This is a genomic window from Variovorax paradoxus, from assembly GCF_022009635.1.
Lineage (GTDB): Bacteria > Pseudomonadota > Gammaproteobacteria > Burkholderiales > Burkholderiaceae_C > Variovorax.
The window spans coordinates 2,814,366-2,828,459 of record NZ_CP091716.1; the positions used below are offsets into that span (position 1 = coordinate 2,814,366).

13 protein-coding genes are annotated in these 14,094 nt (G+C 68.9%); 10 read left to right on the forward strand and 3 right to left on the reverse strand.

Translation table 11 applies throughout. The features are described from left to right. Positions 1 to 6: 6 nt before the first annotated feature. Positions 7 to 615, forward strand: coding sequence for an anthrone oxygenase family protein (locus L3V85_RS13050; RefSeq protein WP_237679620.1), 609 nt, complete (start codon positions 7 to 9; stop codon positions 613 to 615). On the opposite strand, the gene L3V85_RS13055 is transcribed toward L3V85_RS13050, so the two are convergent. Then, entirely contained in the window at positions 519 to 1,358 is an 840-nt protein-coding gene (locus L3V85_RS13055; protein ID WP_237679621.1) for a hypothetical protein, read from the reverse strand. The genes L3V85_RS13050 and L3V85_RS13055 overlap by 97 nt on opposite strands. Before the next feature lie 101 nt (positions 1,359 to 1,459). Between L3V85_RS13055 and L3V85_RS13060 the strand changes: the two genes are divergently transcribed. The 6 genes from L3V85_RS13060 to L3V85_RS13085 all read left to right on the forward strand — a co-directional run bounded on the left by L3V85_RS13060 (position 1,460) and on the right by L3V85_RS13085 (position 8,140). Beyond that, entirely contained in the window at positions 1,460 to 1,903 is a 444-nt protein-coding gene (locus L3V85_RS13060; protein WP_237679622.1) for a Fur family transcriptional regulator, read from the forward strand. An 87-nt stretch (positions 1,904 to 1,990) separates the two neighbouring features. Next, on the forward strand, positions 1,991 to 2,140 hold the full coding sequence (gene ykgO / locus L3V85_RS13065; RefSeq protein ID WP_013542562.1) for a type B 50S ribosomal protein L36: 150 nt from the start codon (positions 1,991 to 1,993) through the stop codon (positions 2,138 to 2,140). A gap of 146 nt (positions 2,141 to 2,286) precedes the next feature. After that, entirely contained in the window at positions 2,287 to 2,994 is a 708-nt protein-coding gene (locus L3V85_RS13070) for an ABC transporter ATP-binding protein (protein WP_237679623.1), read from the forward strand. 13 nt (positions 2,995 to 3,007) lie between these two features. Then, on the forward strand, positions 3,008 to 4,408 hold the full coding sequence (locus L3V85_RS13075; RefSeq protein ID WP_237680555.1) for an ABC transporter permease subunit: 1,401 nt from the start codon (positions 3,008 to 3,010) through the stop codon (positions 4,406 to 4,408). A 9-nt stretch (positions 4,409 to 4,417) separates the two neighbouring features. After that, positions 4,418 to 5,911: an ABC transporter permease subunit gene (locus L3V85_RS13080; protein ID WP_237679624.1), complete on the forward strand. Its 1,494-nt coding sequence runs from the start codon at positions 4,418 to 4,420 to the stop codon at positions 5,909 to 5,911. A 48-nt stretch (positions 5,912 to 5,959) separates the two neighbouring features. After that, entirely contained in the window at positions 5,960 to 8,140 is a 2,181-nt protein-coding gene (locus L3V85_RS13085; protein ID WP_237679625.1) for a TonB-dependent receptor, read from the forward strand. Positions 8,141 to 8,146: 6 nt separating this feature from the next. Here L3V85_RS13085 and L3V85_RS13090 read toward each other — a convergent pair whose 3' ends face one another. Then, positions 8,147 to 9,802 carry a DUF4139 domain-containing protein gene (locus L3V85_RS13090; protein ID WP_237679626.1) on the reverse strand — a complete coding sequence of 552 codons (1,656 nt, stop codon included), beginning with the start codon at positions 9,800 to 9,802 and terminating at the stop codon, positions 8,147 to 8,149. Positions 9,803 to 10,002: 200 nt separating this feature from the next. Here L3V85_RS13090 and L3V85_RS13095 point away from each other — a divergent pair, with 200 nt between their 5' ends. Beyond that, the gene (locus L3V85_RS13095) at positions 10,003 to 10,428 is read left to right on the forward strand and encodes a PaaI family thioesterase (RefSeq protein ID WP_237679627.1); all 426 of its coding nucleotides are present in this window, start codon (positions 10,003 to 10,005) and stop codon (positions 10,426 to 10,428) included. Here the strand turns inward: L3V85_RS13095 and L3V85_RS13100 are convergent. After that, positions 10,358 to 11,581, reverse strand: a complete 1,224-nt coding sequence (locus tag L3V85_RS13100; RefSeq protein ID WP_237679628.1) for an acyltransferase family protein — start codon at positions 11,579 to 11,581, stop codon at positions 10,358 to 10,360. The two genes, L3V85_RS13095 and L3V85_RS13100, sit on opposite strands and share 71 nt — an antisense overlap. A gap of 175 nt (positions 11,582 to 11,756) precedes the next feature. Here L3V85_RS13100 and L3V85_RS13105 point away from each other — a divergent pair, with 175 nt between their 5' ends. Both L3V85_RS13105 and L3V85_RS13110 read left to right on the forward strand, forming a co-directional pair. Next, positions 11,757 to 12,668 carry a LytTR family DNA-binding domain-containing protein gene (locus tag L3V85_RS13105; RefSeq protein ID WP_237679629.1) on the forward strand — a complete coding sequence of 304 codons (912 nt, stop codon included), beginning with the start codon at positions 11,757 to 11,759 and terminating at the stop codon, positions 12,666 to 12,668. A gap of 151 nt (positions 12,669 to 12,819) precedes the next feature. After that, positions 12,820 to 14,022 (forward strand): ammonium transporter, encoded by a 1,203-nt coding sequence (locus tag L3V85_RS13110; RefSeq protein ID WP_237679630.1) that lies wholly within the window; start codon positions 12,820 to 12,822, stop codon positions 14,020 to 14,022. Positions 14,023 to 14,094 lie beyond the last annotated feature (72 nt).

The following is a 14,094-nucleotide window of genomic DNA, read 5'->3' on the forward strand; positions in this document are numbered from 1 at the left end:
TCCGCCATGTTTTCTCGCTCGCCGGCCGTCTTGCCGTCGCTTGTCTGCCATGCGCTCGCCATCTTCTGGCTGGGCGTGATGGCCGGCTTTTTCTGGACCTACAGCGCCAATGTCAATTTCGCGACCCTGGAAATGGACGGCGCCACCTATGCGCGGGTGCAGTCGGCGCTGAACCGCAATGTGCGGCACGCGATGTTCTTCGGCTTCTTCTTCGGTCCGCCGTTGCTGTGCGCATTGACCCTGGCCACGGCCTGGAGTGCGCGCGGCGCGGGTTGGTGGCGCTGCCTGCTGCTGGCCGGGGCGCTCTACGGCCTGGGCATCGTGGTTTTCACCGCGCAGGTCAATCTGCCGCTCAATGCGTACACCGAGTCGTGGCGCCCGTTGGCGCTGCCGCCCGACTGGGCGCAGACGCGCCTGCGCTGGAACGCCGCGAATCTCTGGCGCACCGTGGCCAGCGCGCTGGCCTTCGGCCTGGCGCTCGCGGCCCTGTGCGCGCGGGCCGCGGCGGCAACAACGGCTCAGTCCAGCGCGAACAGCGCCGCCGCCGCCTCGTTGAGCGCCACCGTGCGGCGTGAATCCGGATGCGGCCCGGCGGCCTTCAGCGCGCGCTGGTAGAGAGCCACGCGGGTGGCCGACACCGGCCGGCACAGCGGCCGGCTCACGAAGCGCGAGAAGCTGCGGCCCGGCACCACGTAGCGCCCAGGGTTGAGCCGCGCGAAGCGGATGTACGCCTGCAGCGCATACAGCATGTCGGCATGCAGCGCGTCCAGGCGTTGTTCGGCGTCCTTGCCGATCTGCGCATGGCCCTTGGCGTCTTTCTTCAGCGGCATGCCCAGGATGTCGGCCATGTCGATCTCGAAGTGCGTGAAGTCGCCGTAGGGGCGCTTGCAGTCGATCATGAAGGTGCGCCAGTTCGCGCGCTGCAGCAGGCGGATGTGCTCGTCGGTCACGTCGAAGGCTTCGCGCTGGCCGAAAGGTGGTTGGAATGCGTAGTGCCCCTGCGCGAAGCTGGCGTGCAGGAAGAAGGCCGAGGCCACGTTGGTGAAGCGCTCGACCGCCGGCGAGGAGGCGCCGTCGAGCGCTTCGCCGAATTGCTCGAGCGTCAGGTCGGGCGGCACGATGCCGGGGGCGCCGGATTCGCAGTCGATCCATTCGGCCTTGCTGCGGCGGAACCAGTCGATGTCTTCCTGCGTGATCTCCACGCTGCCGATGGCGGTGGCCGGCAGGGCGGGCTCCGGCGACGGGGGGGCGGCAGCGGCGGGCGCGCTTTTCTGCTCGCAGCCCGAGACGGCGAGCAGGGCGGATGCCGCGCACGCGGCCGACAAGGCCAGCGCGCCTCGCCGATGAATCCTTCTCACGTTTTTTCTCCCATGGAAAAGCGGTTGGGCCCAAGAGGATGCCACGCCGGGCTGACGGGCGTCTGAGGGCGCGTTCGCAAGGCGGTCACTATCATCGGCGCATGCAACGTCTCACGCGCCAGCGCAACGCAGTTTTCTCCGCCTTCAGCGACGCCGGTCGCGTTCTTACTGCCCCCGAAATCCTGGCGCATGCGCGCGAGATCGTGCCCGAGATCAGCCTGTCGACCGTGTACCGGCAGGTCGCGCTGCTGCTGTCGGACGGCGAGATCGCCAAGGTCGAACTGCCGGGCGAGCCGGCGCGCTACGAGGTCGCCTGCAAGCCCGAAGCGAATGCGCATTCGCACCACGGCGGGCAGGACGCGGCGCAGCACCACCATCACTACTTTCATTGCTCGGGCTGCGGACAGGTGTTCCTGCTGCATGCCTGCCCGGGGCCGATGGACGACCTGGCGCCCAAGGGCTTCCAGGTGACGGGCCATGAAGTGACGCTCTACGGGCTGTGCGCGCCGTGTGTAAAGGCGGGCGCCGGCGCACGCGCAAGTTAGGCGGCGGTCAGTTTTCGAGTGTTATTGAGAATGCATTCTCAATAACGTATAGTCGCGGGTCCGAATCTTTACGGCCTCCGTACGACCATGCAAGTCCTCTCCTCGCTCAAGGAAGCAAAGAAGCGCCACCGCGATTGCCAGGTGGTCACCCGGCGCGGCCGCACCTACGTCATCTGCAAGTCCAACCCGCGCTTCAAGGCCAGGCAGGGCGGTGCGAAGAACAAGAACAAGCGCTGACCGCCAGCGCTGACACGGCGCGCTGACCGATAGGCGCGCCCCGGCGCAAGTCGCCGAACCTCCCCACGAAACCGAGCGCACGTCTCGGCGCACATGCGCCGGCGCGAGCCTGCGTGCGTCTTTTCCTCAACCCGGGTTTCCTCTCCATGCTCCGAGCCTCCGGCCTCACCAAACAGTACGGCGCCCACACGGCGCTCGACCGTCTCGACCTCGACATCCGCGCCGGCGACATCTATTGCCTGCTGGGCGCCAACGGCGCGGGCAAGACCACCACCATCAACCTGTTCCTGAACTTCATCGAGCCGAGCGCGGGCACGGTGGAAATCAACGGCACCGACGTCACGCGCCACCCCGTGGCGACCAAGCAGGACGTCGCGTACATCCCCGAGCAGGTCACGCTGTACGGCACCCTCTCGGGCCTGGAAAACCTGCGCTTCTTCGCCGGGCTGGCGCTGGGCCACGAGTTGCCGCGCAAGCGTCTGCTCGAGCTGATGACCGAGGTGGGGCTCGACCACGCGGCCGCCGACAAGCGTGTGTCCGCGTATTCGAAGGGCATGCGCCAGAAGGTGTGGATCGCGGTGGCACTGGCCAAGCAGGCCAAGGCGTTGCTGCTCGACGAGCCCACCTCGGGCCTCGATCCGCAGGCGGCCAGCGAGTTCTCGGGCCTGCTGCGCCGCGCGGCAGACAGCGGCGTGGCCGTGCTCACCACCACGCACGACCTGTTCCATGCGCAGCAGACCGCCACGCGCGTCGGCATCATGAAGCGCGGACGTCTTGTGGAGAGCCTCGACGGCGAAGCGCAGATCGCACAGACCGACCTGCAGTCGCTCTACCTGCAGCACATGAGGGCCTGAGATGAAGACCCGCATGCTGCTCTCCCTGGTCGCAAGGCGCGAATTCCTCGAACGCCTGCGCGACGGGCGTCTTTATTGGGCCGGCGGACTGGTTGCCGTGCTGCTGTTCACCGCGCTGGCCGTGGGCTGGGCGCACCAGCGCGAGGCCCGCGCCGAACAGCAGGCCGCGCAGGCCATGGACTACCGCGACTGGCTGCACCAGGACCGCCGCCATCCGCACGACGCCGCCCATCAAGGCATGCACGCTTTCAAGCCCGAGGCGGCGCTGGCCATGATCGACTCGGGCATCAACCCGTTCATCGGCAGCACCGTGTGGCTGCAGGCGCACCGCCAGAGCGAGGTCAAGTTCAACGCCGCGCAGGACGCGACCGGCCTGCAGCGCTTCGGCAACCTGTCGGTCGGCTGGATCCTGCAGGTGCTCGGGCCTCTGCTGGTGATCGTGCTGGGCTTCAACGCATTCGCCGGCGAGCGCGAGCAGGGCATCCTGCGCCAGACGCTGAGCCTGGGCGTGCCGCCGCTGCGCCTTTTGGGCGGCAAGGCGCTCGCGCTGGCGGCTTCGCTCGCGGTGCTGCTGGTGCCGGCGGCGCTCGTTGCCGCGGTGGCGGTGGCCGTGGGAGCAGGAGAAGGCGAGCGCCTCGACGCACTGCTGCGGCTGGCCGCGTGGGCGCTCGGCTATGCGGTGTACCTGGGCATCTTCGTGTTCGTGGTGCTCGGCGTATCGGCCGCGTCGTCGACTTCGCGCATGGCGATCACCGTGCTGCTCGCGCTGTGGATCGGGCAGGCGGTGATGGCGCCGCGCGTGATGTCCGAGCTGTCGCGCGCATGGTTCCCCAGCCCCACGCGGCTCGCCTTCAACCAGGCGCTGGGCGCGGAGCTCAAGACCGTGTCCGACCAGGTCTGGCAGAAGAACTTCGGCACCACCGAGCGCTGGGGCCGCGACGTGCCGCTGAGCAAGTGGGGCATCGCGCTGCGGCTGGACGACCAGGCTTCGTACCCCGCGTACGACCGCCACTACGGCCGCCTGTGGGACACCTGGGAACGCCAGCAGCAAGTGCAGGAATGGAGCGGGCTGGTGCTGCCCATCCTTGCCATCCGCAGCTTCTCGATGGGCATGGCCGGCACCGACTTCGCGCACCACCGCAGCTTCACCACCGCGGCCGAACTGCATCGCCGCCGCATCCAGGACCTGATGAGCGAAGACCTGGTGGCGCATGCCGACCCCATGGGCGACCGCCACTTCGCCTACCAGGCCGCGCCCGATCTGTGGGCCACCGTGCCGCCTTTCGACTACCACCCGCCGCATGCCGGCTGGGCGCTGGCGCACCAGGCGCGCAGCCTGGCCGTGCTGTGCGCCGGCCTGCTGCTGGCCGCTGCCTTCGCGGCCTTCGCCACCCTGCGCCAGCGTGCGCTCTGAGGACGAGGCATGAACGACAACAAGCCTCTTCATCCGCCCCAAGGCCGTCGCCTGCTCGCCGTGATGCGCCAGGAATGTCGCCTGATGCTGGCCGAGCGCACGCTGTGGGCCGTCGGCGCGCTGTTCCTGCTGCTGGTGGCCTACGCCCTCGGAAACGGCCTGGTGCAGACCGCGAGCCGCGACCGCGCGCAGGCCGCCGTCGCGCAGGCCGACAGCGACACGCGCGCCGCCCAGCGCGTGCTGCTCACGGGCATCCTCGCCGGCACCGCGCAGCCCACGCCGTTCGAGAACCCGGCCGATCCGTCGCGCATGACCAGCAGCTACGGCGGCCAGCATGCGTTGCTGCCCACTGCGCCGCTGGGCCCGGTCGCGTTGGGGCAGAGCGACCTGTTTCCGAGCCAGTTTCAGGTCACCGGCCAGAGTCGCGTGGTGTTCATGAACCCGAGCGACATCGAAAGCCCCTGGCATCTGCTGAGCGGCCACTTCGACCTGGCGTTCGTCATCGTCTACCTGCTGCCGCTGCTGATCTTCGCGCTCAGCTACAACCTGCTGTCGGCCGAGCGCGAGAACGGCACCTTGCGTTTGCTGCTGTCGCAACCGCTTCGGCTGCGCACGCTGCTCGCGGGCAAGCTGTCGGTGCGCGCGGCCGTGCTGCTGGGGCCGGCGGTGTTGCTGCCGGTGGCGGTGCTGCTGGTCGCGCGGCAGGCGGGGCTGGGCGGCACGGGCAGCGGCGTCGGCGGCGCCACCCTGTGGTGGGCCCTGCTGGTCGGCGCCTATGCGCTTTTCTGGTTCGCGCTGGTGGTGGCGGTGAATGCCTTCGGCGCCTCGTCGGCGACGAACGCGATGGTGCTCGTCATCGCCTGGGTGATGCTGGTGCTGGTGGCGCCGGTGCTGCTCAACCTCGCGGTCACGCTGGCCAGCCCGGCGCCTTCGCGCACCGAACTGGCAACGCGCCAGCGCATCGTCACGGCCGAGGCCATGAAGCGCCATGCCGACCTGATGAGCACCGACTACCAGCACGTCGGCCGGGGCGCGATCCTGGTGCCGCGCGACGGCAAGATCGAAATCGCCGGCCGGCTGCTGGGCAACTACCTGATCGAGAAGGAAGTCGACGAAGCGATCAAGCCTGAGCTCGACCGCTTCGACGCGCAACAGGCGGGGCAGCAGGCGCTGTTGGGCCGCTTCAGCGCCGTGTCTCCGGCGGCGGTGGCCTACGAGGGCATGACTGCGCTGGCCGGCAACGGCACGCGGCGCCAGGCGCGCTTCGAGTCGCAGGTGGTGGCGTACCACGCGGCGTGGAAGCAGTTCTTCTTCCCGCGCATCGACGCGCGCGACGCGCTCGCGCCGGCGGATTTCGACCGCATCCCGGTGTTCGCATGGCAGGAGGAGCCGCCGGGGTTGCTGCGCGGACAGGCCGCATGGGCCGTGCTGCAGCTGCTGGTGCCCAGCCTGCTGCTGTTCGGCCTGGCCGCGTGGCGGCTGCGCCGCTTTTCCGTGGCGTAGCCAGCCCACCCCCCGTTTTTTCTCAGCCATCAAAAGAAGAGCAATCCAATGACCATGTTCATCCGCACGGCCGCGGCGGTGGCCGCCGCCGCGTCGTTCCATGCTGCCCATGCGCAGGCCAGTGCCGAGCTAGGCACCGTCACCATCGAGGGCAGCCGCGACGCCAACAGCCTGCATCTGGAGGAGTCGAGCGGCACCGCGTCGCGCCTGGGCCTGTCGGTGCGCGAGACGCCGGCTTCGGTCGAGATCCTGTCGCAGGACGCGATGCAGCAGCGCGGCGCGCGCACCTTCAGCGAGGCGCTGCGCGGCATGGCGGGCCTGTCGGGCGGCGGGCCGCCGTCGTCGCCGACCACGCTGTCGACGCGCGGCTTCACCAGCCTCATGTACCTGTACGACGGCGTGCGCAGTTCCGGCGCGGGCGTGACCAACCGCGTGCAGGACACCTGGAACTACGACCGCATCGAAGTGCTCAAGGGCCCGGCCTCGGTGCTCGACGGGGAGGGCGCCATCGGCGGCGTCGTCAACTTCGTGACCAAGCGGCCCGACCGCGACAATCCGCACAAGGAGGCGCTGCTTTCGTACGGCAGCTACGGCTCCACGCGCGCTGCCTTCGGCTTCGGCGGCGCGCTCGGCGACGCCAGCGCCTATCGGCTCGACTACAGCCGCAACGACACCAAGGTGGGCACCATCGACCGCAACGGCGAGCGCATCGACCACTTCACCAGCGGGCTGATGCTGGACCTCGGCGGCTCGGTGAAGCTCGACCTCTCGTTCGACTACCTGCGCGACAACAACCAGGCCTACTGGGGCACGCCGCTGGTGCCGCGCAGCTTTGCGACGCAGCCGACGAACGTGGTGAGCACGCCCGACGGCCGCGTGATCGACAAGCGCATGGCGCGCAACAACTACAACGTGCCCGACGACGAGAACTCGTCCGAGACGTACTGGCTGCGCGCGCGCCTCACCGGCCAACTGAACGGCGGCTGGTCGTGGCGCAACGAGTTCTCGGCCAACCAGTCGAACCGCGTGTTCCGCAACTCGGAAAGCGCGGTGTTCGTGGCGCCCGCCAGCATCGCGCGCGACCAGACGCTGATCACGCACGACCAGGACTTCTGGCTGAACCGCTTCGACGCCACCCACAAGGGCACGCTGGCCGGCATGGACAACCGCTTCGTCGTCGGCGGCGAATACAGCGAAACCCGCTTCGGCAGCCAGCGCCGCTTTTCGGACAGCAGCGCGGCCACCGCCAGCCTGCTGCGCGTGCCGGTGTTCGACCCGTACCTGGCACCGTTCAACGAGAGCCCGGCGCTGAGCACCGGCGGCGGCAATCGCACCAACACCACTTCCAACGTGAAGGTGACGTCGGTGTTCATGGAAGACGCGCTCGAGCCGCTTCGCAATCTCACGCTGGTGGGCGGCCTGCGCCACGACCGCACCGAGGTCGAGCGCGGCATCACCGACCTGAACCTGGGCAGCTACACCCGCTTCGGCGCCAGCTACCGCTCGACTTCGGGCCGCATCGGCGCGGTGTACGACATCACGCCGCAGTCGAGCGTGTATGCGCAGTACACCAACGCCACGCTGCCGGTGAACTCGCTGTTCCTGCTGTCGGCGTCGAACGCGGCGTTCCCGATGTCGCGCGGCAGGCAGGCCGAGGTGGGCTTCAAGCAGAGCCTGCCCGAGGCCAACCTGGAGTGGACCGCCGCCGCCTACAAGATCGAGCTGGGCAACGTGCTCTCGCGCGATCCGAACAACCCCAACAACACGGTGAACAACGGCAGCCAGTCGTCGCGCGGCATCGAGCTGTCGACCGTGTGGCGCCCGACGCGCGAATGGATGCTGGCCGGCAACCTGGCCGCGCTCGACGCGCGCTTCGACACCCTGGTCGAGGCCGGCAACGTATCGCGCGTTGGCAACACGCCGCCGAACGTGCCCGAGCGCGTGGCCAACCTGTTCGCCACCTACCGGCCCGACGGCTCGAAGTTCGAGTACTTCGCCTCGCTCAACCACACCGGCCCCATGTTCACCGACAACGCCAACCAAATCCGCATCAACGGCTTCACCACGCTCGACGCGGCGGTGAGCTACCGGCTGCAGAAGGCGCTGCTGACCCTGCGCGTGCGCAACCTGACCGACAAGCTCTACGCCACCTGGGCCGGCCGCGCGACCAGCCAGGTGTTGCTGGCGCCGCGCCGGACCTTCGAGCTGTCGGCCAAGTTCGACTTCTGAGGGCGCTCAGCGCATCTGCAGCCGCGCGTCCTTCGGGTAGCCGATGGTGTAGTCGGCGGCTACGCGCGCGGACTTGCCGGCGTCCAGGTCGAAGCGCCACATCGTCAGGCCGGGCTGCTTGTTCCAAGACAGGTCGTCGGGCTTGGGCGTGAACTGCGAGCTCACGCGCACCTGCTCGTCGACCGACACCGGCGCGGCCTCCAGCACTTCCACCGTGACCGGCGTGCGGTGGCGGTTCTCCACCACGTAGGCGCGCTGCACCTTGCGCTCGGCGCGCGAGCCGGCGAAGCCGCCGGTGCCCTGGTTGTCGCGCTCGGGCTCGGCCTGCACGCGCACCAGCTCGTCGCGGCCGAACGACAGCGTCAGGCGGGCGTCGGTGGGCGGGCTCCAGCGGCCGTTGCCGACGAAGGCGCCGTCGCGGTACAGCAGCATCGGGCCGGCCGGCCATACGCCGTCGGGCTGCGCCATGTCGGCGACCAGGAAGGCGCTCGCGTCCACGCGCGGGCTGGTGCGGGCCACCAGCTTGGCGGTGTCTTCATGCTGGCCCAGCGCCAAGGTCACGCGCTGGCCGTTGGAAGGCACGTCGATGGTCTGCAGCACGGAAAACTCGGTGGCGAAGCTGCCTTCGAACACGCTCACGTCGAACAGCGGAGCCCGGCGCGCGGCGAGTTGCTTGGCGCTTTCGGGGGCGATGGCCATCGGCGCGGCGGCGGGCATCGGCGCCATCTCGTAGCCGCGCGGGCGCGCGGGCTGCGGCGGCGGCTCCACGCCGATGCGCCATGCCGAAGGCAGGCGGCCGGTGGTTTCGCGGCGCGGCTGGCCGGTGGAGAGCACCAGCTTCACGCCGCGCCAGTCTTCGCCCGTGGCCTGCGCCACCAGCGCCTGGCGCTCGATGCGCACCTTGCCCGTGTTGCTGTCGAGCAGCGCGCGGTAGCTGGGCGTCCAGCCGGGGCCGTTGACCTGGTAGCTGAGCTTGACGTCGGCATCCGCGCTGGCGGCGAGCGTGACCGTCACGGCCATCACCTGGTCGCCGCTGCCCTGGGTGCGGCTGCGTTCGGCCAAGAGGGGGTTGAGCTGGCGGTCGATGTCGGTCTGCCGGCGCTGGATCTGGTGCTGCTTGAGCAGCGAGTCCTGCCCGGTGCGGCGCATCGCCTCGGTCATGGCCACCAGGTTGCGCGCATCCGCCGGCGCGCGGGCACCCTGGGGCGTGTCGCCGCCGCTGCCGGCCAGGCCCTTGAGGTAGCCGTTGACCATGCCGAGCGCATCGCTCTCGGCCTGCAGCGCGGCCTTCTGGTCTTCCAGCTCGCGGATGCGGCCGTCCAGCGCGCTGGTCGCGCACTGGGCGGAAAGCTCCCGTGCCTCGCCGAGCACCGAGGTCTCGCCCACCCGCACCGACGCGTCGGCCGACACCTGCAGGCTCTGCACGTCCAGCCCCGCCGGCAGGCAGGCGAAGGTGACCGACCGGCTGCCGGCCGCGACTCGCGCCACGCGGTCGACGGTGGCGCTGCCCGGGTAGACCTTGACCTGGGTGATGCGCGAGCCGGAAGAGCCGAAAGAGCCGGCCGGTGGCGTGACGGCTTGCCCCTGCGCGCTGAGGCTCAGCACCAGCAGGACGGCGGCGCCGGTGGTGGCGCGAAGAATGACGGAGGTCGATGCTTTCATGGGATGCCTTCGAAGAAAGTGGGACAGACCCCTGCTCGTACGGACGGGCCGCGCGAACGGGGTTAAGGCATCGCAAGAAATTTTTCAGCTGCTGTCGCCAAGGCAACCGCCGGCGCGCGGGCGGTCACGCGCGCGACGATGAACGCGGGTGGCGGTTCGTAGAGTGAGCCGCAACACTTTTCCTTCAAGGACTGCACGCCATGCTCGACACCATCCAGGCCATCAACAAGACCGCCGCCTTCAACCGCTGGGCCGGCTTCGAAGTCACGAGCGCCGCCAACGGCGAGGCCGAACTGCGCATGGACTTCCGGGAGGAAGACATGGGCCAGTACGCCGGCTTCCTGCATGCGGGGCTGATCGGCGCGCTGCTCGACACCGTGAGCGGCTTCGCGGCCGCCACAGTGGCGGGCCGCGTGCTGGCGTCGCACTTTTCGGTGAACTGCATCTCGCCGGCCGTAGGCAGCGCCTTCGTGGCGCGCGGGCGGGTGGTGAAGGCCGGGCGCAAGCAGGTGTTCGCGGCGGCCGAACTCTATGCCCGGGGGGAGGGCGACGCCCTCAAGCTCGTGGCGACGGGGAACGCCATTCTGGTTCCGGTGGAAGAGCCCGCCGCGAAGCCCGCGGCCTGAGCTTCAGCCCGAAGAGCGGCCGCAGGAGGTTGAAGCGGCGGATCAGCCCGTCGGTCAGTGCCCAGCAGCCGAGGATGGTCAGCGCCACCAGCAGCACTGGCTCGGCCACCGGGCCGAGCGCGAGCGGGGCCAGCAGCGCCACGCCCGCGATGATCAGCGTCTGGTGCAGCATGTACCAGGGGTAGACCGACTCATTGGCCCAGCGCAGCCATGGCCAGGGCCGGTTCAGGTAGGTGTGCCCGTAGCCCAGGATGGCCGAGACCGACAGCCACAGATAGAGCACGCGCAGCACGTCCATCTGCAGCCCGGAGGGCGGCCCCTTCACGCCGGCGCGCAACGCGAAGAAAGTGGCGATCACCGCGAGCGCCAGCGCGAGCGACACCCGGCGCAGCCGCGCCAGTTCTTTCCAGATGCCGGTATCCACGCCCATCCAATAGCCGTAGAGGAACATCGTGAAATAGAGACTGTGCAGGTGGAAGTCGCGCACCAGGTTGTGGGTGGGCGGAAAGCGCGAGGCCAGCAGCATCGTCCACAGCAGCAGCGGCACCGCCGGCAGCAACAGCAGCTTCCAGCCGCGCAGCCCGTTGAAGCCGCGCCGCACCCGCTGGCCGGCGGCGGAGTTCCACAGCGGCAGCGTCAGCGCCACCAGCGCCGTGTAGCAAAACAGGTAGGGCAGGTACCAGAGGTGGTTCCAGGTGATGCCGAACTCCGCGCCGTCGAAAGCCTGCTTCGGCCACGGCGCGCTCATCGGCAGGTAGCGCAGCAGGAAGGCGCCGAAGCCCGGCGCCACCATGCCGTCGGCCACGCCCTGCGCATAGGCCTGGTAGGGCACGATCACCGCCATGCCGAAGACCAGCGGCAGCATCAGCCGCAGGCCCCGGTCGCGCAGCAGGCCCCAGGTGCCCTGGCCCCGGCTCAGGAAGCCGAGCGACACGCCCGATATGAGAAACACCAGGTCCAGACGCCAGAGGTTGAGCATTGCCATGGGCCAGCGCAGCCATTCGGCCTCGTGCGGGCTCTTGAGGTGCCAGTGCCAGCCGGCCACGTAATACATGCCGACGTGATAGAGGATGACGAGCAGGAAGGCCAGCGCGCGCAGGGCGTCGATGTCGTGGCGGCGACGGTCTGGCGGGGCGTGGTCGGTGGTGTGCATGGCGGGGCCTCGAAGCGGAAAGGCCGCGATGCTCCGCCCCATGCACTCCGCGCGGCGCTCCGCCGGGACGGATTGCCCCCGCTTTGTGACGAGCGGTGGCCTCCAGGGACGAAATTCGCCGGCCCCAGGGACGAAATTCGCCGGCCCCAGGGGCGATTTCGCGAGAATTCCGGCCATGGTCGACCCACGCAAGAACCTGTACGAACGCTACGAGCCGATCCGCCGGTATGTCGAAGTGGGTTTCTGGATCGTGCTGATGACGCTGCAGGCCGCGTTCAGCACCCTGGTCGCGATCGCCGATGTCGGCACGCGCGCCGTGCCGCATGCCCGCTGGGAAGTGGTGACCTGGGAGGTGTCGAGCCACTTCGTGCTGTTGCTGCTGGTGCCGGCGCTGGTGGCCATCGAGCGCTGGCTGGCACCGCTGGCACGCAGCCACTGGGTCCGCTTCCTGGCCGGGCACCTGGCGGCCAGCGTGGCAATCAGCGTGGTGCATGTGGCCGGCATGTTCGCCCTGCGCTCGCTGGTCTATTCCATGGCCGGCGGGCGCTACGACTTCTGGGCCTGGACCGACCAGTGGGGCTACGAGTACCTGAAAGACGTGCGCGTGTACGCCAGCATGATCTTCGGCATCTGGGCTTATCGGCGGTTCGTGCTGCGGCTGCAGGGCGAGGCCCGGATGCTCGACGAGCCGGAGGAGGGGGCGAGCGCGCCGCCCTCGCCGCAACCCGCCATGTCGGAAACACTTCCACCGCCACCCCCGCGCCCCGAACGCTTCCTCGTGCGAAAGCTGCGCCGCGAATTCCTCATCGCCGCCACCGACATCGACTGGCTGCAGGCCGAGGGCAACTACGTCGGCCTGCACGTCAACGGCCACGACTACCTGCTGCGCGCCACGCTCACCGACTTCCTGACCCAGCTCGACCCCGACCGCTTCGTGCGCGTGCACCGCAGCCACGCCGTGAACCTGGGCCGCCTCAAGGAGATAGAGCCGCTGGACGGCGGCGACGCCCGGTTGCACATGCACGACGGCACCACGGTGCCGTGCAGCCGCCGCTATCGGGACGCGCTGCGCGCCGGCGCGGGCTGATCCGGTGCGCGACCGGGCCTGGGAGGCCCGTTATTGGTTCGCTCTGCACCATCAAAGAGCTTTCAGGCACTTTTTTTGCTTGCTTATGGCGCCGCTCCGAGCAATTCGGGTGCGTTGCACCAAATCAAACCAAAAACTGCAAGAAGCTTCAATGGACGCACTTAAACAGGGCGCAGACGCGCTGTTCATCCTTCTCGGCGCGATCATGGTGTTGGCCATGCATGCCGGTTTTGCCTTTCTGGAGCTCGGCACCGTCCGAAAGAAGAACCAGGTCAATGCGCTGGTGAAGATCCTGGTCGACTTCTCGGTGTCGACCATCGTGTACTTCCTGGTGGGTTACGGCGTGGCCTACGGCACGCATTTCTTCGTGAGCGCCACCGAACTGTCGGCAAGAAGCGGCTACGAGCTGGTGAAGTTCTTCTTCCTGCTGACCTTTGCGGCCGCCATCCCGGCCATCATCTCGGGCGGCATCGCGGAGCGCGCCAAGTTCTGGCCGCAGCTCATCGCCACTGCGGTGATCGTGGGGTTCGTCTATCCGCTGTACGAGGGCATTGCCTGGAACAAGCACTTCGGCATCCAGGGCTGGATCGCCTCGCTCACCGGCCATGAGTTTCATGATTTCGCGGGTTCGGTGGTCGTGCATGCCGTGGGCGGCTGGCTCGCGCTGCCGGCCGTGCTGCTGCTGGGCGCGCGGCGCAACCGCTACCGGGGCGACGGCTCGCTGAGCGCGCATCCGCCATCGAACATTCCGTTCCTGGCGCTGGGCGCATGGGTGCTGTGCGTGGGCTGGTTCGGCTTCAATGTGATGAGCGCGCAGAGCATCGACAAGATCTCCGGCCTCGTCGCCGTCAACTCGCTGATGGCGATGGTCGGCGGCACGCTGGTCGCGCTGGCCATGGGCAAGAACGACCCCGGCTTCGTCTACAACGGCCCGCTCGCGGGGCTCGTGGCCATCTGCGCCGGCTCCGACCTGATGCACCCGCTGGGCGCACTGGTGGTGGGCGGCGTGGCGGGCGCCATCTTCGTCAAGATGTTCACGCTGGTGCAGAACAAATGGAAGATCGACGACGTGCTCGGCGTGTGGCCGCTGCACGGCCTGTGCGGCACCTGGGGCGGCATCGCCGCGGGCATCTTCGGCACCCAGGCGCTGGGCGGCATCGGCGGGGTAAACGTGTGGGCGCAGCTGATCGGCACGCTGATGGGCGTCGCCTGGGCCGGCCTGGCGGGGTGGGCGGTGTACGGCGCGCTGAAGAAGGCGGTCGGGCTGCGGCTGACGCAGGAAGAGGAATACGACGGGGCGGACCTGTCGATTCACCATATTTCGGCGACGCCGGAGCGTGAAGTGAATTGGTGACGGGGCCCGTGGCGGGGAGCGAGGCGCGAAACGGCCATCTGTAGCAAACTTGCCGGCTGCTTCGTCCACTCC